The 18599-nt window shown below is 46.6% G+C and carries 16 protein-coding genes; 1 reads left to right on the top strand and 15 read right to left on the bottom strand.

The window, feature by feature from the left end; all coding sequences use genetic code 11:
- Positions 1-23: 23 nt before the first annotated feature.
- The 15 genes from pnpS to BLU03_RS03790 form a co-directional block, all read right to left on the bottom strand.
- The gene (pnpS, locus tag BLU03_RS03860; protein ID WP_008588574.1) at positions 24-1481 is read right to left on the bottom strand and encodes a two-component system histidine kinase PnpS; all 1458 of its coding nucleotides are present in this window, start codon (positions 1479-1481) and stop codon (positions 24-26) included.
- Positions 1474-2178 carry a response regulator transcription factor gene (locus BLU03_RS03855; protein ID WP_093105717.1) on the bottom strand — a complete coding sequence of 235 codons (705 nt, stop codon included), beginning with the start codon at positions 2176-2178 and terminating at the stop codon, positions 1474-1476. The genes pnpS and BLU03_RS03855 overlap by 8 nt, the downstream gene beginning before the upstream one ends.
- Positions 2179-2265: 87 nt before the next feature.
- Positions 2266-2742 (bottom strand): MaoC family dehydratase, encoded by a 477-nt coding sequence (locus tag BLU03_RS03850; protein WP_076569719.1) that lies wholly within the window; start codon positions 2740-2742, stop codon positions 2266-2268.
- A 55-nt stretch (positions 2743-2797) separates the two neighbouring features.
- Positions 2798-3736, bottom strand: a complete 939-nt coding sequence (mdh, locus tag BLU03_RS03845) for a malate dehydrogenase (protein WP_093105714.1) — start codon at positions 3734-3736, stop codon at positions 2798-2800.
- Positions 3737-3754: 18 nt separating this feature from the next.
- Entirely contained in the window at positions 3755-5029 is a 1275-nt protein-coding gene (icd, locus tag BLU03_RS03840; RefSeq protein ID WP_093105712.1) for an NADP-dependent isocitrate dehydrogenase, read from the bottom strand.
- Positions 5030-5099: 70 nt separating this feature from the next.
- Positions 5100-6218, bottom strand: coding sequence for a citrate synthase (gene citZ / locus BLU03_RS03835; RefSeq protein ID WP_093105709.1), 1119 nt, complete (start codon positions 6216-6218; stop codon positions 5100-5102).
- 184 nt (positions 6219-6402) lie between these two features.
- Positions 6403-6795 carry an FxsA family protein gene (locus BLU03_RS03830; RefSeq protein ID WP_076569712.1) on the bottom strand — a complete coding sequence of 131 codons (393 nt, stop codon included), beginning with the start codon at positions 6793-6795 and terminating at the stop codon, positions 6403-6405.
- A 110-nt stretch (positions 6796-6905) separates the two neighbouring features.
- Positions 6906-8669, bottom strand: coding sequence for a pyruvate kinase (pyk, locus tag BLU03_RS03825; protein ID WP_093105706.1), 1764 nt, complete (start codon positions 8667-8669; stop codon positions 6906-6908).
- Positions 8670-8703: 34 nt separating this feature from the next.
- A complete protein-coding gene (pfkA, locus tag BLU03_RS03820) occupies positions 8704-9663 on the bottom strand; it encodes a 6-phosphofructokinase (RefSeq protein WP_093105704.1) in 960 nt (319 codons plus the stop codon).
- 195 nt (positions 9664-9858) lie between these two features.
- The gene (gene accA / locus BLU03_RS03815; protein WP_076569706.1) at positions 9859-10821 is read right to left on the bottom strand and encodes an acetyl-CoA carboxylase carboxyl transferase subunit alpha; all 963 of its coding nucleotides are present in this window, start codon (positions 10819-10821) and stop codon (positions 9859-9861) included.
- Positions 10805-11677: an acetyl-CoA carboxylase, carboxyltransferase subunit beta gene (accD, locus tag BLU03_RS03810; protein WP_076569704.1), complete on the bottom strand. Its 873-nt coding sequence runs from the start codon at positions 11675-11677 to the stop codon at positions 10805-10807. Before accD ends, accA begins: the two co-directional genes overlap by 17 nt.
- Positions 11678-11718: 41 nt before the next feature.
- Positions 11719-12336: a FadR/GntR family transcriptional regulator gene (locus BLU03_RS03805; protein WP_040609651.1), complete on the bottom strand. Its 618-nt coding sequence runs from the start codon at positions 12334-12336 to the stop codon at positions 11719-11721.
- A gap of 63 nt (positions 12337-12399) precedes the next feature.
- A complete protein-coding gene (locus BLU03_RS03800) occupies positions 12400-13638 on the bottom strand; it encodes an NAD(P)-dependent malic enzyme (RefSeq protein WP_076569700.1) in 1239 nt (412 codons plus the stop codon).
- A 150-nt stretch (positions 13639-13788) separates the two neighbouring features.
- On the bottom strand, positions 13789-17088 hold the full coding sequence (gene dnaE / locus BLU03_RS03795; RefSeq protein WP_093105701.1) for a DNA polymerase III subunit alpha: 3300 nt from the start codon (positions 17086-17088) through the stop codon (positions 13789-13791).
- Positions 17089-17256: 168 nt separating this feature from the next.
- Positions 17257-18204 (bottom strand): DHH family phosphoesterase, encoded by a 948-nt coding sequence (locus tag BLU03_RS03790; protein WP_076569696.1) that lies wholly within the window; start codon positions 18202-18204, stop codon positions 17257-17259.
- Positions 18205-18294: 90 nt separating this feature from the next.
- On the opposite strand from BLU03_RS03790, the gene BLU03_RS03785 reads away from it, so the two are divergent.
- On the top strand, positions 18295-18594 hold the full coding sequence (locus BLU03_RS03785; protein WP_084193836.1) for a YtpI family protein: 300 nt from the start codon (positions 18295-18297) through the stop codon (positions 18592-18594).
- Positions 18595-18599: the final 5 nt, after the last annotated feature.

Genomic DNA, 18599 nt, shown 5'->3' with positions numbered 1-18599 from the left:
GTCCGCAGTACTATTTTTCAGGACTACTCTTCGGCCGGAAAGATTTTTTCTCCTGTTACCTTGTGAAAAACGAGGGTAAACTCAGAACCCTCTCCCGGCACACTCTGTACGTAAACTTCTCCCCGGTGCGCCTCCATAATGTGCTTAACGATAGCAAGGCCAAGGCCGGTTCCGCCCGAGTTCCTGCTTCTGGCCCGGTCCACCCGATAAAAACGTTCGAATAGTCGCGGTATTTCTTCCGGAGGAATTCCTATCCCTGAGTCGGAAACGGAAACAGTGATCCGATCTTTTTCATCGTGCAGTCTCACGTTAATTTCGCCGCGGTCCGGTGTGTAAGTAATCGCATTCGATAATATGTTGATCAGCACCTGCCTAATCCTGGTAGAGTCCCCTTCACAGACAGCATCTGTATCCAAATGTTCCGAAATACGGATACCCTTCCTGTCTGCCTGAGTCTGGACGAGTTTCTTCGTCTCCATCACCAGGTCGGTTATGTTCACCTGCTGGAGGGACAGTTGAAAATCTTCACGTTCTATTTTCGTTAATTCAAGCAGGTCATGAATGAGCGTTTCCAGTCTCGTGCTTTCTTTCAGCATAATTCCCAAAAACTGTTCATTCTTTTCTTTGTCTTCCGCAGCTCCCTCCAGAAGGGTCTCAGCAAAACCTCTTATCGATGTTATCGGGGTTTTGAGCTCATGGGAGACATTGGCTACAAAATCTTTTCGCATCTGTTCCAGCTTCTTCAGTTCCGTAATGTCATGAAATACGAGTACGACCCCCTGCCACCGTTTATTCTCTTTGAAAATAGGCGCGCCGTTCACCTGTATAAATTTTCTTTCGAGTCCCCGCTGTATTGTAAGCATCTGACTGTCCGGCTCTTCGAACATATAAACGTTTTCCACTACACTCTGAACTTCCTCGTGGGGAACCACTTCATGATAGAGGTAATCAAGATAATAAGCTTTGTCTTCTTTAAAAGTGCGGATGAAAGATTCATTGACCAGCTGAATATAACCTTTTTCATCGATAAGGACGAGACCGCTGCTCATATGATTAATGACAGCACTTAAGCGCGTTTCCTGCATTCCCTGGACGCTCGTCAGTTCTTTCAGATGTCTACCCAGTTCGTTTATGACTGCTCCGAGTCTTCCGGCGTCTCCGAATACCCCCGAGTCCGCCCGGGCCCTGTAATTTCCATGGGAGAGCTCTTCCGCAGTATCTGTGGCTTTACGCATAGGATCGACGTATTTGATGAATATCTGATAGCATATAGTTATCAATGCCATAGCAATCACAGAAATCATTATGAACGTCATAAACCATATATTTCTGGACGCTTCCTCCGCGCGTTCCATTCCGTTCTCGCCGACTACCTCTATGATAGACTGCTGAGCGTATTGGGCAAGGACGAGACCGAAAGAAAGCATAAGTATTAGAATGATAAGAGCATAAACAAGTAGTATTCGTCCATTATTATTCATATTTGGAAGGATCCTCCATTTTGTAACCCAATCCGCGCACCGTTTTGATGTAGGCGGGCTTTTTTGTTACCGGTTCGATTTTCTCCCGCAAGTGACTTACATGTACATCGACGATTCTCGTATCTCCGGCAAAGTCATAATTCCACACGTACTGAAGCAACTGATTTCTTGACAGGACCCGACCGAGATTTCTGGCCAGATACAATAGCAGTTCGAACTCTTTCGGAGTGAGGGTCAGCCATTCCCCTTTTATAGCAGCCTCATACTGAGCAGGATAAATTTCAAGATCTTTGACTGTAAGCAGCTCCTCTTTTCCACTGCTCTCTTTTTTATCGATACGTCTTAAAATAGCTTTAATTCTTGCTGTCACTTCTCTCGGACTGAAAGGTTTCGTCATATAATCGTCTGCTCCGATTTCCAGACCAAAAACTTTATCGAACTCTTCATCTTTTGCCGTCAGCATCAGAATCGGCGTTTCGATACGTCTCTGCCTCAATCGCTTGCATACTTCAACCCCTTCCACTTCGGGTAACATCAGATCAAGTACAATCAGATCGAACGTCTGGGCTGCAGCTTTTTCGAACGCTTCAGCTCCGTTGTACGCCACTTCCGTTTCATATCCGGCCTGTTCTATATTGTATTTGAGAAGGGTGACGATCGATTCTTCATCATCCACTATCAAAATCTTTTTCTTCATTCCCCCTGCCCCCTATTTCTGACTTTTCTCTATCATACCTTGTATCCCCTGTACATTTCTTCATTAGTGAACAAATTTTACAAAATATTAATAAAAGTTCTCAAGGGATATAGAGTTCAAAGAACCAGGCTCATAGGGCGGTACCACGTGAAGCGTTCCATGAACTACCACATCACCCGAACTGTCCTCACCCTGTACACTTATATAGATCAAGTGCTCCTCGTCCAAGATTTTTTCGATTTTATAGGTGAAGGTGACTGTTTCATAATGATGGACATGTTTAGGGTAGGTGATTTCCTGATAGGTAAGGTGGCTGCCGGGGCCGGGCAGGTGCATGGATACAGCTTGGGAAATCATTCCCTGGAGCATAACAGGCGGCACGACAGGACGTTGAAAAGGAGTCTGTGAGGCATAATCATGTTGAAGATAAAGGGGATTGGCGTCGTCGGTTAAGCCCATGTAAATCAGCAGGTCTTTATCATTCACTTCACAGACCTTTTCATACACCTCGCCAACTTTTAATTCATCGATTTTTTTACCGAGTTTACGTTTTTTATCAAGCATTGTTTTCCTCCTTTTTAAAAAAAGACCCGAGGAAATTCCTCGAGCCTTCTCTTAACTATTTCAGTATATCGAGTACTTTTCTGACAGAGTCAGCCGATTTATCCAGCTGGTCTTTTTCTTCACCGGTCAGATCAAGCTCAATAATCTCTTCTACACCGTCGCCCCCTATAATGACAGGGACGCCGAGATAAATGCCATCATAGCCGTATTCCCCTTCCAGGTAGGCAATTGCAGGCAAGAGACGCCGCTGATCTTTAATAATCGCTTCCACCATCTGTACAATGGAGGCGGCCGGGGCATAATAAGCACTTCCGTTCCCCAGCAGACCAACGATCTCTCCTCCGCCTTTACGGGTCCGTTCAATTATTTCTTCGATTCTCTCGGAAGAAATCAGTTTATGAAGCGGAACACCACCGACACTGGAATAACGGATCATCGGAACCATGTCGTCTCCGTGACCGCCGAGAACGAATCCCGTTACGTCCTTGACGGAAACGTTCAATTCCTCGGCGATGAAGCTCCGGAACCTGGCGGTATCAAGGACACCCGACTGTCCGAGTATCCGGTGTTTCGGAAATCCGGACTCCCGGAAAACACTGTAAGTCATTGCATCAACAGGGTTCGTCAATACAATAATATAGCACTCAGGTGAATACTTCACGACCTCTTTCGTCACTTTTTGCATAATACCGGCGTTCGTATTAACGAGATCATCACGGCTCATTCCCGGTTTTCGGGCTATACCGGCCGTAATGACGACTACATCCGAACCCTTCGTGTCTGCATAATCAGAAGTGCCTTTGATTTTTGCATCAAACCCCTGTACAGGGCTTGCTTCAAACATATCAAGAGCTTTCCCTTTCGCAGGGTCCTCCTGATCAGGAACATCCACAAGCACAACGTCAGCCAGCTCTTTCTGGGCTGTCATCAGAGCGGTGGTGGCACCGGTAAAACCGGCACCGATCACCGAGACCTTCGGTCGCTTCATTCCCATCCTTCGCGCCTCCTTCAATCAGTCCATGTTCTTGATCAGTTCATCACCGAACTGAGATGTTTTAACTTCTGTCGCACCTTCCATCATACGGGCAAAATCATACGTCACTACTTTACTTCCAATCGTTTTATCCATCGATTTGGAAATGAGCTCTGCAGCTTCTCTCCATCCAAGGTGTTCAAGCATAAGTACCCCGGAAAGGATAAGGGAAGACGGGTTAACTTTGTCCATACCGGCATACTTCGGAGCAGTACCATGAGTAGCTTCGAAAATAGCGTGTCCGGTGTTGTAGTTGATGTTCGCACCCGGCGCAATACCGATACCGCCTACCTGGGCTGCAAGTGCGTCAGAGATATAGTCGCCATTCAGGTTCATAGTTGCGACGACGTCGAATTCACTCGGGCGAGTCAAAATCTGCTGAAGGAAGATGTCTGCAATTGCATCTTTCACAATCATCTTACCTGCTTTTTCTGCTTCATCCTGTGCTTTGTTCGCCGCTTCTTTTCCTTCTTTTTCAACGATACGGTCGTATTCGGCCCATGTGAACACTTTGTCCCCGTATTCTTCTTCGGCTACTTCGTATCCCCATGCTTTGAAGGAACCTTCGGTGAACTTCATAATGTTTCCTTTGTGTACGAGGGTCACGTTACGACGGCCTTCATTGAATGCGTAGTCGATAGCCGCACGTACAAGACGTTTCGTCCCTTCTTCGGAGACAGGTTTTACACCGATTCCGGAAGTTTCCGGGAAGCGGATGTTATGTACACCCATTTCGTTCTGGAAGAAATCGATGACTTTCTTGACTTCATCAGAACCTTTCTGCCATTCGATTCCGGCATAAATATCTTCCGTGTTCTCGCGGAAAATAACCATGTCCGTGTCTTCCGGACGTTTCACCGGGGACGGTACACCTTCAACGTAACGGACAGGACGAAGGCAGGTGAACAAATCGAGTTCCTGACGCAGAGCCACGTTAAGAGAACGGATACCTCCACCGATAGGAGTCGTCAACGGGCCTTTAATAGCGATTTTGTAATCACGGATCGTGTTAAGAGTTTCCTCCGGCAGCCATTCTTCGGTTCTGTCGTATGATTTCTGACCGGCATACACTTCTTTCCATTCGATTGCTTTCTCACCGTTATATGCTTTATCTACAGCTGCTTCTATGACACGGCTCGCGGATGCCCAGATATCGGGTCCGGTTCCGTCGCCTTCGATATAAGGAATAACTGCGTAGTTAGGTACGTTTAATTCTCCATTTTCTTCTACAGTGATTTTCTTTGCTTCTGACATGATGTTCCCTCCTGTTAAATGATTCATTACCTATCATACGTGATGTTTAGTAAAAGGAAAAGCCTGATGGTCAGGAACGCTCCTCCACCGGCTTATACGTCTGGTTTTTCGGTCCTACATACTCGGCACGAGGACGGATCAGACGGTTGTCGTTGTACTGTTCAAGAATATGGGCAAGCCAGCCGGACGTACGACTCACGGCAAAAATAGGCGTGAACAGGTCATGGTCGATGCCAAGACTGTGATAGACGGAAGCGGAATAGAAATCCACGTTTGCCGGCAGTCCTTTATTTTCTTTAATATACTCTTCGATTTTTTCGGACATATCATAGAATTTCGAATGTCCTGTCAGGCCTGTCAGTTCGCGGGACATTTCTTTCAGGTGCTTCGCGCGCGGATCTCCGTTTTTATAAACGCGGTGGCCCATCCCCATAATTTTCTCTTTATTTTCAAGTTTCTTCTCAATATGCGGAATGGCGTTATCCACTTCCCCTATTTCAGTGAGCATAGCCATGACACGTTCGTTCGCTCCACCGTGAAGCGGTCCTTTCAAAGCACTGATGGCAGCTGTAACACCGGAGTAAATGTCACTCATGGTAGCTACACATACACGTGCAGTGAACGTAGAGGCATTCAGTTCATGATCAGCGTGCAACACAAGCGCTTTATTGAACGCTTCCACTTCCAGATCCTCAGGCTCTTTGCCATTCAACATATATAGGAAGTTAGCTGCAAAGCTGAGGTCTTTTTTCGGTTTCACCGGTTCTTCTCCCTTACGGATGCGGCCAAAAGCAGTAACTATCGTCGGTATTTTAGCCTGGATACGAACTGCTTTACGCTTGTTCATCTCTTCATCCATTTCTTCGGCTTCACTGTCCAGAACGCCGAGCATGGAGATGGAAGTTCTGAGAGCAGCCATAGGATTAACCGTTTTCAAATCATAAGATTTCAGATGATCGATGATACCTTCAGGCACTTCCATTTCATTGGCTAGCGCACTTTTCAGTTCCTCCAGCTGTGCTTTGTTCGGAAGCTTCTGGTTCCAAAGCAGATAGATTACCTCTTCGAAACTTGAGTTTGTAGCAAGATCATCGATGTCGTAACCTGCATATGTCAGTTTATCATCAATGATTGAACTGATTGATGACTCCGTAGCTGTAATTCCTTCCAATCCTTTAGTAGATGCCATAGAACTTTCCCCCTTTTAAAAATTAAAATCACTTTCCGTTTCTAAAAAACGTGTTTCAGATTACTTATTATAACTTATCGGGAAATTCCCCAACCACAATTATAAATTATTTCGAAAAGAATGTGAATTGAAACCGTTTGATTTCTTTTAAAACACCATTAATTCACAGAAAAAGAGACGCGGCTCATCTTCTGTGAATAGTGATCGTTCCATTACTCATACCCTTCTCAATGGCTTTCATAACTACTTTTTTGATCGGATGTCTCGTCACAGGGAAAAGAAGCAGAAAACCTATTGTATCCGTAATGAAGCCGGGCGTCAGTAAAACAGCTCCACCGACGAGAATACAGGCACCGTCAAGCAGAGTATGCCTCGGCGGGTTGCCCCTCTGTAAGGAGTCCTGGAAATCCCTGATCGTTTCCATCCCTTCTCTTTTTGCCAGCCAGGCACCGATTGCCCCGGTGGTAATTATAAGAAGTATTACCCAGAGAGGTCCTATGATGTTTCCACTCCATATCAAAATACCGATCTCCAGAGCCGGTATAATGAGGATGATTAAAAACAGCCATTTAAACATGTCATCACTCCTTTCCGTACCGAAGTGCAGATAAAGTCTTTCTGTGACTTCAGTTTATCACGTGTCTCTTACGCTGACCTAATAAAAAGACGGGGTTTCCCCCGTCTTTGTTAAAGTATTCCGGTATGCCCTTTATAGATTTTCCCCTGAGCTCCGTCAATGGTGATGTCTGTGTAATCTTCAATTTTCTCGAGCGCTTCATCAGTACCGACGATCACCGGGATACCGAGACTCAACCCTACTACAGCCGCGTGAGATGTAAGTCCCCCTTCGACTGTTACGAGACCTTTGGCTTTCTCGATAGCCGGCATCATCTCTTTGTCCGTACCGAACGTGACGAGGATATCCCCCTCTTCAACACGGGCATTGGCATCCTCTGCGTTTTCAGCTACCACTGCCCGGCCCGAGGCACTTACCTGACCGATGCCCTGTCCGTTCGTGAGTACATTACCGATTACGTGCACTTTCATCAGATTGGTCGTACCACTTTCACCTACCGGTACTCCGGCTGTAATGATGACTCTGTCTCCGTGCTCTACGAGACCTGAATCGATTCCTTTCTCAATGGCCGTTTCAAGCATTTCGTCCGTGGAAGCAGCTCTTTCTCCCATAAGCGCGTGAACGCCCCAGACGAGAGAAAGTTTGCGGTTCACTTTTTCACTTGAAGTTACCGCAAGAATCGGCGACTGGGAGCGGTATTTGGATACCATGCGAGCAGTATGGCCACTTTCCGTCGGGGTGATGATAGCATTTACGTCCAGATTGATAGCCGTATGAGTGACAGATTGACTGATTGCATCCGTTATCGTCATCGCCGTGTGTTTCGATCGCTCACTTAGAATAGAGGCGTAATCGAGTCCGGTCTCCGTCTTTTTGGCTATATTGGCCATCGTCTGAACAGAAGCTACAGGGTAATCTCCCGCAGCCGTCTCTCCGGAAAGCATAATGGCATCGGTTCCATCGAATATCGCGTTCGCCACGTCTGATGCTTCCGCACGCGTCGGGCGTGGGTTATGCTGCATGGAATCGAGCATCTGAGTAGCAGTAATTACAGGTTTTCCGGCCTGGTTACATTTTCGGATAAGTTGTTTCTGGACAAGCGGCACGTCTTCTGCAGGTATTTCCACCCCGAGATCTCCACGCGCTACCATCAGACCATCACTCACTTTAAGGATGGCCTCTATGTTGTCCACGCCTTCCTGGTTTTCGATTTTAGGAATGATCTGTACATCACTCGCGTTCTTTCTTTCCAGCAGTTCCTTGATTTCCAGTACGTCGGAAGCCCGGCGTACGAAAGAGGCAGCTATAAAGTCGACTCCCTGATCCACACCGAACTCAATATCTTTCGCATCTTTATCGGTCATGCCGGGAAGGTTGACACTTACGTTCGGAACGTTGACCCCTTTTTTACTTTTGATAGGACCGTTGTTCAGGACCGTCGTTTTAATTTCATTGTTCTCTTTATCAATTTCCTCAACAAGCAGTTCGATAAGACCGTCATCCAGCAGGATTTTGGAACCTTTATGAACGTCGTCTATGAGTCCGGGATACGTCACGGAAATCCTTTCTTCATTTCCTGCAACCGGAGTCATGGAAACGTAAAGTATAGAGTCTCTTTTCAGATAAACCTCTTTCTCCGCCATATCACCCGTGCGGATTTCCGGACCCTTTGTATCCAGAAGGATAGCTACCGTTTTCCCAGCTTCCTTCGAGGCTTTTCTTATATTTTCAATCCGGCTTCCGTGTTCTTCGAAGTCTCCATGCGAAAAGTTGAGCCGGGCCACGTCCATCCCCGCATCAATAAGTTCTTTTAAGATTTCGGGTTTTTCGGATGCAGGTCCGATAGTACTTACAATTTTAGTTTTTCTGAGCATTGCTAATTCCTCCTCTTAATGAAACCATGTAACGTTAAATCGATAGTTCTTTGGACAATCGATACATATCCAGATCGATGTGGTGCTTTTGACTCAGGACTTCGACTATATCATGATCTACAATTTTATTGTTCTGAATACCTACCATTCTGCCTGCGGATCCTTTTCTGAGGATATCGACTGCTGCAGCTCCAAGACGACTTCCAAGTACACGGTCCGATGCTGAGGGAGAGCCTCCGCGCTGCGTGTGCCCAAGTACCGTAACCCTCGTTTCCAGTTTCGCTTTTTCCTCGATTTCTCTGGCGAAATCAACACCGCTTCCATACCCTTCCGCTATAATGATGATGCTGTGACGTTTTCCACGTTCGTTCCCGCGTTTCAGACGATCGATTACATCTTCTATAGTGTCTTCCGCTTCCGGAATCAGAACGCTTTCGGCACCATCGGCAAGGCCTGCCCATAAAGCCAGGTCTCCGGCGTCTCTGCCCATTACTTCTATAATATATGTTCTTTCATGGGAAGTAGCCGTATCCCTTATTTTATCGATAGCCTCCGAGATGGTATTCAATGCCGTATCAAAACCGATGGTAAAGTCCGTCCCCGGAATATCATTGTCTATCGTGCCCGGGACCCCGATGCAGGGATAGCCCCTCTCGGTCAATTTCTCTGCTCCTCTGAAAGAGCCGTCCCCGCCGATGACGACAAGACCTTCTATTCCATAATGCTCAAGTGTTTCGATACCTTTAAGCTGACCTTCTTCCGTTTTGAAGTCTTCACAGCGTGCAGAGTAAAGCATCGTTCCTCCGCGCTGTATGATATCCCCAACAGAACCGAGCTCCATTTTCCGGATATCTCCGTCTATCAGTCCCTGGAACCCATAGTTGATTCCGTATACTTCAATACCATGATAAATCGCCTTCCGGACGACCGACCGGATGGCAGCGTTCATGCCCGGAGCATCTCCTCCACTTGTAAGGACGCCTATTCTTTTCATAACCTTTCACCTCGTTTAATTATCTCTCTGTCTTTTCCCTTTCATCAGGAGGATCTAAACAATTTAAATATCAGAGGAAAGTAATCGGCCAGCCCCGATTCTTAAAATGATAACGTTATCACACCCTAAAGACGGGAAAAGTCGCACAAAAATAGTGCGACTACGGTCTTTCCTCTCCTGATTCAACTGTCTTCATTATATCTCAATTGCTGCATACGCGCCAATATTTTTGTACTTCTCATATCTTTTCTCCAGACGTTGTTCATTATCCATAGCAGACAGTTCTTCAAGCGAAGAACGGAGGTATGGTTTCAGAATTTCCGCCTGATTTTCAATTTCTTTATGGGCGCCTCCCATAATTTCCGGTATCAGTTCATCGATGATGTTCAACTGTTCCAGATCATACGAAGTGATTTTCATTGATTCTGCTGCCTGTTTGGCATAAGCAGCATCTTTCCATAGAATAGAAGCCGCTCCTTCCGGTGATATAACAGAGTATGTAGCGTTCTCAAGCATAAGAATTTTATCCCCTATTCCGATACCGAGCGCTCCTCCGCTTCCTCCTTCACCGATAACGACGCATATGACAGGGACATCAAGCCCGGCCATTTCCATTAAATTCCTTGCTATCGCTTCACTTTGTCCTCTTTCTTCAGCTGCTTTCCCGGGATAGGCCCCCTTCGTATCTATGAACGTTATTACAGGACGCCCGAATTTCTCGGCCTGCTTCATCAGTCTCAAGGCCTTTCTGTACCCTTCCGGATGAGGCATGCCGAAATTTCTGTATATGTTCTCTTTCGTATGTTTACCACGCTGATGGCCGATCACTGTAACCGGTGCACCTTCGAATTTGGCTATTCCACCGATGATGGCAGGGTCATCACCGAAATGACGATCTCCATACATTTCCAAAAAACCGTCAAAAAGATGATTAACGTAGTCGAGAGTCGTCGGTCGTTCCGGGTGCCGGGCCATCTGAACCCTGTCCCACGGCTTCAGATTGGTATATACATCATGCTCCAGTTTCTCAAGTCTTTCTTCAAGAGTGCTGATTTCCTCCGCCAGATCTATATCTTTCTCTTCCGTCAGCTTTTTCAGTTCTGAAATTTTCTCACGAAGGTCGATAACCGGTCTTTCAAAATCAAGCACGTGTTTCATTGGATTCCCCTCCTGTCCGGTGCATGTCCAGTACATTTCCAAGAATACTTTTTAATTCATGACGATGTATAATCCGATCCAACTGTCCGTGTTCGAGTAAAAATTCGGAAGTCTGAAAATCTTTGGGCAGCTTCTCCCTGATCGTCTGTTCTATAATTCTTCTTCCCGCAAACCCGATCAGCGCACGGGGTTCTGCGAAGTTATAGTCCCCGAGGGAGGCGAAACTTGCCGTCACCCCGCCGGTAGTAGGATGAGTCATAACCGAAATGAACAGCAGGCCTGCCCGGCTGTGACGTTCGAGAGCTATCGCCGTTTTACCCATCTGCATTAAACTTACGACTCCCTCCTGCATTCTTGCTCCTCCGGAAGCAGTGAAAATGATGAACGGGAGAGATTCTTTCCGGGCTCTTTCCACGGCTCTTGCAATTTTCTCCCCGACGACAGCCCCCATACTTCCCATCCTGAAACGTGAATCCATCACGGCTACAGCTGCAGGGGCGTCACCAATCGTCAGTTTTCCGGTCACAATCGCCTCTTTAAGGTCCGTTTTGTCCTTGTCTTTCTCCAGCTTCTCTTCGTATTCGGGGAATCCCAGTATATTTGTGGTTTCCAGATTTTCATCCCACTCTTCGAACGACCCGGCGTCCGAGAGTTGTTCAATGCGTTCATACGCAGTAAGATTTACATGATAATCACAGTGAGGACATACAAATAAATTCCTGTTCAGTTCCTTCCTGTAAAAAATCTTCTTACAGCCCGGACATTTCTGCATCAAACCTTCCGGTACGTTCTTCCGGCTTTTTTTACTCGGTACGGAGTTATATCTTTTCTTTTTTCCAAACATATCTCGGAACATTCCGTCACCCTCCTTTTTCTTTTCGTATTCGAATTGCTGGATTAAATACTGTTTTCATATAATCCGAAAATATCTTCCTTGTTTGCGCGTCGCAGTGCATCACAAAGGTCCTCGTGCCATTCTTTCGTATAATGGATCTTCTCAACCGACTCCAGATACGTAGTGAGAAGCTGCCATATAGAAAGAAGCAGTTCCTGATTCTGCGCCATAAACAGTGCTTTGAATAAATCGTTATGACTTTCCCCGTTGAATGGAACGAGGTGTGCTTCGAGCTGTTCGATTTCCGGAACGGACAATCTGCCTATCGACAAAAAAATGATTTCTTTCTCCACCATGTTTTTGGCAATATGCAGTTCTTCCCGTGTCCTGTTTCTGTTCAGTATAAAGGTCGAAAGCAGATTAATCATATGATAATCCTTGTATTCTTTTAGAAACGTGCCTTCCCCTCTTTTCGTTTCAATAAGTCCGAGCAGCTCCAGCGCACGCAGGGCCTCCCTGATCGAGGAACGCCCCACACTAAGCTGATCACTCAGTTCCCTTTCGGAAGGAAGCTTATCTCCGGGACGGACATCTTCTTCCTCTATGAATTCCTTCAACCGGTGGAGCACCCCTTCATATACTTTCGTCTTTTCGGGCTCATTCGGGGACAATGTGCACATCTCCCCTTTCTATGTAAATTCACTGGCTCGTTCGAAAACGAAGGAGAAGGCAGTCCCTTCTCCTCAATCTTCATCAATTAACGTCAGCTGGCGGGTTCTTTCGCTTACCTGTTCAGGGTCCACATGCTTCCTCGCAACGCCGGATTCCATAGCAGCTTTAGCGACACTGGCCGCAACAGCCGGAGCGACTCTCGGGTCGAACGGAGCAGGTATTACATAATCTTCCCCAAGTTCCCCGTCACTTACGAGTTCGGCAATAGCTTCGGCTGCAGCTATTTTCATCCTTTCATTGATCCTCGTCGCCCTCACGTCAAGAGCTCCTCTGAAAATCCCAGGAAAAGCAAGGACGTTATTCACCTGATTCGGAAAATCGGATCTGCCTGTACCGATTACACGGGCACCGGCCTCTTTTGCAGCATCCGGCATAATTTCCGGTTCCGGGTTTGCCATGGCGAAAATAATCGACTCCTCTTTCATTTTCGACACCATCTCGCTGGATAAACTGCCTCCTACGGAGACTCCGACGAAAACGTCCGCACCTTCTATTACGTCTTCAAGTTTCCCTGAAACTTTCTCTTTATTCGTGATTTTGGCTATTTCATCTTTCACTTCGTTCATTCCTTCTGTGCGCCCTTCGTAAATCGCACCCCGGGAATCACACATGATGATATCTCTTACTCCGAAATGGTAAAGCAGTTTAATGATGGCGATCCCAGCAGCCCCTGCTCCGTTCGCTACCACTTTAATATCGGAAAAAGAGCGGCCGGTAAGTTTCAAGGCGTTCATCAGCCCTGCCACGGTAACGATAGCCGTTCCGTGCTGATCATCATGGAAAATCGGAATATCCGTTTCTTTTTTCAGGCGGTCTTCGATGATAAAACAGTTGGGGGCAGCTATGTCCTCGAGGTTCACACCTCCGAACGTAGGCTCCATCAGCTTAACGGTCTGAACTATTTCATCGATGTTGTTTGTGTTCAGGCAGATGGGGAAAGCGTCGACGCCGGCAAAACTTTTGAAAAGAGCGGCTTTCCCTTCCATAACAGGGAGGGAGGCTTCCGCACCGATGTTGCCAAGTCCGAGCACTGCCGAACCGTCACTGACGACTGCCACCATATTCCCTTTCATTGTGTAATCGAAAACTGTTTCCTTGTGATCGTAAATTTCTTTACAAGGTTCCGCTACCCCGGGAGAATAAGCTAAGCTTAAATCCCTGGAATTACGGACAGGGACTTTCGAGGTAGTTTCCAGTTTTCCCTGGTTCACTCTATGAATATGCAATGCTTCATCCCGTAAATTTGACAAAAGACCACGCTCCTTCGATTCAATGGATTGGTACGGATTTTTCTACTTTCCTACAGGTAAAGCAGGTGTATTTGAAGTGGTCTGACCACCGGATTTCGACTTCTTAATTATAACAAATCGTCAAATCGTGTAAAGGCATCCATCTCCATTTCAGAGCCATCTGTGCCTTATAGCATATTTTTCATTTCCGATATTCTTTTCCAAACGCTTCCGTACTTCTTCACTCACATCAATCCCGTAGCCGGAAGGCATTTTATAGACTTTCTTCACTTCTTCGATATAGAAAAATATTTCCTGTTCTCCCGGATGATCACGGGCCAGGGTTTTCATAAATTCGAGAACTTCCGTATACCGCTTTTTTTCTGTCTTAATGAAGATTTCACTCGTCTCCTGCACAGGACGTATACTTTGTGCCTGAAGCTGTTTCTCTCCCCGCCGTTCCTGTATTTTCCCGCCGATTACTACAATCATGTCCTCGTCCAGCCAGGAGCTGCAGGTACGGTACGTTTCGGGAAACACCACTGCGTCCATCTCTTCTTTATCGTCACTCAATGAAAGAAAAGCCATTTTCTCTCCCCGTTTCGTCCGTATCTCTCTGACGTTATCTACGACGGCGGCTACGGTAATGAACCCTTTTTCTTTCATCAGGGCCGCGCTGAGTAATTCTATATTGTTTCTTTTCAGACTTTTGCCCGCCCCTTCCAGAGGATGGGAAGAAAGGACAGCTCCGAGCACCTCTTTTTCCAAATTCAGCCGTGTGAGGGCTGGAAGCGGGTCTTTGTGGACGAGACCTCCGCTCCATTCCGTAATGAACCCTATATCTTCCTGAAATTCCCTGAACAGTTCACTTTGTTCCAGCGCCTGATCGATACTCGCAAGTAAACTTGCGCGGTTGGAGTGAAGACGGTCAAAACAGCCGGCCTTAATGAGGTTTTCCATCGAGTTCCGATCCAGGTAGGAAGATCCCCTCATCGTGAACTCGAAAAAATTCGTAAAGCGTCCCCGCTGCCTCTCTTCCGTAATGGAACGGCCCATCTTGAAACCGATACCTTTTATCATCATGAAGCCGAGGATGATATTTCCTTTTCGGACAGATGTATGAGGAAAAGCCTCATTTACGAACGGGGGATGTACGGGTATACCTTCCTGCTTTGCTTCACGTACGTAATTCGCTATTTTCTCTTTATCTCCTACGGCGCTGTTGATCAGTTCGGAAAGGAAGTATTCCGGAAAATGCGTTTTAATATAAGCAAGTTTATACGAAATGATGCTGTAGGCTACTGCGTGGCTTTTGTTGAATCCATAATTGGAGAATTTCACAATCCATCTGAACAGCTCCCGCGCCACTTCTTCCTTATAACCAGCTTGTTCAGCGCCTTTCAGAAATCGGCTCTCCTCATTTTTGAGAATACTTTCCTGTTTTTTGCTCACTGCCCTTCTGAAAAGATCCGCTTCCCCGAGAGAATACCCGGCAACAATCTGAGCGACCTTCATTATTTGTTCCTGGTACAAAAGCACCCCGTATGTCTCCTCGAGAATCGGTTCAATGTCCGCGTGTAAATAAGTGACAGGGGTCCTGCCGTGTTTTCGCTCCACATAATCCGGAATGAAATCCATCGGTCCGGGACGATACAGGGCATTGACGGCGACAATATCTTCAAAACGTTCAGGCTTCAACTGTTGCAGTACTTTCCTCATTCCTTTCGACTCCAACTGGAAAATCCCGTTCGTCTTTCCTTCCGCCAACTGTCTGTAGGTAGCTGCATCATCATCCGGAATGCTCTGGACCGAAAATTCGGAATCGGCGTATTTTCTGATGTTCTTTTCCATATTTTCAAGAAAAGAAAGATTCCTGAGTCCGAGAAAATCCATTTTGAGAAGACCGGAAGCTTCCACGTCCTCCATAGCCATCTGAGTAAGCAGTGCCGGACCGTCATGATCCATCATTCCGGTATATCTCCCGAGAGGATAGTTGCTGATAACTACTCCGGCAGCGTGAGTGGAGACGTGCCTTGGCAGCCCTTCGATTCTGGTGCCGATTCTGAACAGAGTCTGAAGTTGACCGGAACTTCTTATAAAGTCCTTAAGAGGTTCCGACTGTTTTACAATCTGTTCCAGGTTGAGCGAACGGTTTCCGGGAAACTGCTTCAGTATATACGCAGTATCCTCTTCTTCCACTTTCAGCGCTTTTCCTACCTCCCGTATCGTACTCCTTGCTGCGAATGTACCGAAAGTACAAATTTGGGCCACTCTTTCTTTTCCGTATTTTTCCCGTACATATGTAATCACTTCATCACGCCGGTGATCGGAAAAGTCAATGTCGATGTCGGGCATGGTCTGACGTTCCGGATTGAGGAACCTTTCAAAAAGAAGACCGTATTTCAAAGGGTCCACAGTCGTTATATTCAACAGATATGCTACGATCGACCCGGCAGCGGAACCACGGCCGGGACCGACTTTAATCCCCTTGTCCTTCGCATATTTTACGAAGTCCCACACAATAAGGAAGTAGTCGCTGAATTTACGGGAGGTTATCACTTCAAGCTCATGTTCCAGGCGTTTCTTTGCTTCCCCGGTATCAGCGCCGTACTTCTCCGGCAACGCCTGCTCACACAATTCCCTTAAATATTCATTACTGTCCCCACCCTCCAGGGGATAGGAAGGGAGAAGAGAACGGGAGCGGGTTAGAGAAACAGAACTTTTGTCTACTATTGTTTCGTTATTCCTGATGACCTCGGGCCATTCACTGAAATATGACTCTGTCCGGGAAGGATCTTCGAGACAAGTTATTCCAGGGGAAGAAGTCCCTGCTTTAAAAGCTTCGCCTGCCTCCATCGCCCGCATAACTTCATAGGCTGTTCTATCCTCTTCTTTCAGAAAATGTACGTCACTGATGGCTGTACAGCTGATCAGTCCTGCCTGCGCCCACGTCTTCAGAGGGTCATGAAGCATCTGTTCCTGTCGCAGTTCTGCAGCACGGACGCCTGCGAACATTAAAGAAAAGACGGATTCGAACTCCCGATATACGGGGATGACTTCTTCTTTTCTGTTTTCCGTAACCTGTTGCGCTACAGGGGTGTCTCCCGTTTTCCATATCGCGATTACATCGTTCCCAAGTTCTTCGATACCGTTCAGTTCCACTCGACCGTCCAGGTGGTACCTGCTTGTAATTTCTATTACGTTTCCTGCTCCCTGTTCCGAGGTGGCAAGCAAAAAAGTCGGATACTCCTCTTCTTTATGTATCACTGGGAGTTCGACGCCGAGGATAGGAGTTATGTTTTTTTCTATACAGGCATTATAAAACGACAGCCAGGCACTGATATTTTTTTCATCGACCAGACCGAGCGCTTTTATTCCCCGGCCGTAAGCTTCGTCTATGAGTTCATGTATATCAATGGTACTGTTCATAAGACTGTAACCGCTTTTTATACCTATGTGAGTAAACCCCATTACTCCCACCTCCTTCTAACTGAATTATACTAACGATTTCGATCACTGTCGTCATATACACTCCGTATCCGGATTGATCGGGTATTACCGGAAGAAGACACAGAACCCGGGACTATTTAAAAGAGACAGCTGTAAGGTTTTATGTATCGAAAAAGAAAATGGGTATATTCACCCATTTTCTTTCCGGTATTCCCGGCAGATTGATTGCAGCCGCTCTTCTATCCTTTTCGTCTCTTCCCAGCTCTCCGCTCTGGCACCGGCAGCCATCGGATGTCCGCCTCCCCGGTACTCCCCGGCGAGTTTATTGATGACAGGTCCCTTGGATCGGAACCTGACTCTTATTTCCGATTCTTCCTCCACAAAGAACACCCAGGAAAGGATCCCCTCGATATCTCCGAGCATCCCCACGAACTGGCTGGTTTCTGAAGGGTCCACTTCAAAACGCTCCAGCACTTCTTTTGAAAGCGGAATGGCTGCGTGCCCTTCTTCCGACACAGTAACATTCTGCAGAATATAACCTTTCAGCCTTGCAAGCTTCAAAGAAGTCTTATAAAGTTCGTCGTACATAGCAGAACGGTCGAAGTCGTATTTAATCAGTACGGAAGCCGCTTCAAACGTCCGTTCTGTCGTACTCGGGAAAAGAAATCTTCCGGTATCTCCGATTATGCCCGCATACAGCAGCCGGGCGGCTTCCCTGGAGAATTTCCATCCAGCGTTTTGAGCAGCAAGCACGTAAATCATTTCGCTCGTGGAACTGGAATGGGTCTCCACCCACTGAACATCTCCATACTCGTCCACGACCGGGTGGTGGTCGATCTTAATGAGAGCCTCGCCTTTTTCATACCTTTCATCGTCGACTCTTTCAAGGTTTGCCGTGTCGTTAATGATTACCAGGGCGCCCCTGTAATCATCGTCGTCCACGTTATCCATAGTCCCCAGAAAACGGAATGCTTCGTCATCATCACCGGCAGCCAGCACCGTTTTCTCCGGATATGTATCCTGGAGTATTTTTTTGAGGCCGAGCTGTGAACCGAGAGCATCGGGATCGGGACGGACGTGGCGGTGTATGATAATCTTCGAGTATGATTCTATTTTATCTTTAATCTGTTTATGCATAAAAAGGCTCCTTCTGATAAAGATGTTGGCATTTTAATAAGAAACAAGCTAAAATAGGCGATAGAAAAAAATTACCTAAGGATGATGTTCATGTTCATGTTTCTGCTTATCGCTTTCGTCATTACCTCCATTGTACTATACATTTATAACAAAGTAATGATTACACGTACGGAACACCCGGTCACTCAGCAGTATTATAACAGTATCGCAAAATTCTTTCTCGGCATCTTCATCGTAAGTTTCGGTGCGGCTCAGTACCTGTATTATGAAACGAGACTGTCGCTGTTCATCGGTATACTATTTATCGTCCTCGGCGTTTTACAGCTGATGCACGGCTGGAGGGCAGCACGTCACTACAAAAATGAATATAAACGGGTCGAAAAAGTTTAAAGCCG

Origin of the sequence: Salimicrobium album (genome assembly GCF_900107115.1) — a bacterium.
Lineage (GTDB): Bacteria > Bacillota > Bacilli > Bacillales > Halobacillaceae > Salimicrobium > Salimicrobium album.
This window is presented reverse-complemented; position numbering and strand designations above follow the sequence as displayed.

Bases quoted from the DNA above. Each gene is read 5' to 3' on its own strand.
- pyk (WP_093105706.1), bottom strand. From the start codon at position 8,669: ATGCTCAGAAAAACTAAAATTGTAAGTACTATCGGACCTGCATCCGAA.
- BLU03_RS03830 (WP_076569712.1), bottom strand. From the start codon at position 6,795: ATGTTTAAATGGCTGTTTTTAATCATCCTCATTATACCGGCTCTGGAG.
- BLU03_RS03805 (WP_040609651.1), bottom strand. From the start codon at position 12,336: ATGTGCACATTGTCCCCGAATGAGCCCGAAAAGACGAAAGTATATGAA.
- BLU03_RS03855 (WP_093105717.1), bottom strand. From the start codon at position 2,178: ATGAAGAAAAAGATTTTGATAGTGGATGATGAAGAATCGATCGTCACC.
- accD (WP_076569704.1), bottom strand. From the start codon at position 11,677: ATGTTCCGAGATATGTTTGGAAAAAAGAAAAGATATAACTCCGTACCG.
- mdh (WP_093105714.1), bottom strand. From the start codon at position 3,736: ATGGGAATGAAGCGACCGAAGGTCTCGGTGATCGGTGCCGGTTTTACC.
- pnpS (WP_008588574.1), bottom strand. From the start codon at position 1,481: ATGAATAATAATGGACGAATACTACTTGTTTATGCTCTTATCATTCTA.
- accA (WP_076569706.1), bottom strand. From the start codon at position 10,821: ATGAAACACGTGCTTGATTTTGAAAGACCGGTTATCGACCTTCGTGAG.
- BLU03_RS03785 (WP_084193836.1), top strand. From the start codon at position 18,295: ATGTTCATGTTTCTGCTTATCGCTTTCGTCATTACCTCCATTGTACTA.
- BLU03_RS03850 (WP_076569719.1), bottom strand. From the start codon at position 2,742: ATGCTTGATAAAAAACGTAAACTCGGTAAAAAAATCGATGAATTAAAA.
- BLU03_RS03790 (WP_076569696.1), bottom strand. From the start codon at position 18,204: ATGCATAAACAGATTAAAGATAAAATAGAATCATACTCGAAGATTATC.
- dnaE (WP_093105701.1), bottom strand. From the start codon at position 17,088: ATGGGGTTTACTCACATAGGTATAAAAAGCGGTTACAGTCTTATGAAC.
- pfkA (WP_093105704.1), bottom strand. From the start codon at position 9,663: ATGAAAAGAATAGGCGTCCTTACAAGTGGAGGAGATGCTCCGGGCATG.
- citZ (WP_093105709.1), bottom strand. From the start codon at position 6,218: ATGGCATCTACTAAAGGATTGGAAGGAATTACAGCTACGGAGTCATCA.
- icd (WP_093105712.1), bottom strand. From the start codon at position 5,029: ATGTCAGAAGCAAAGAAAATCACTGTAGAAGAAAATGGAGAATTAAAC.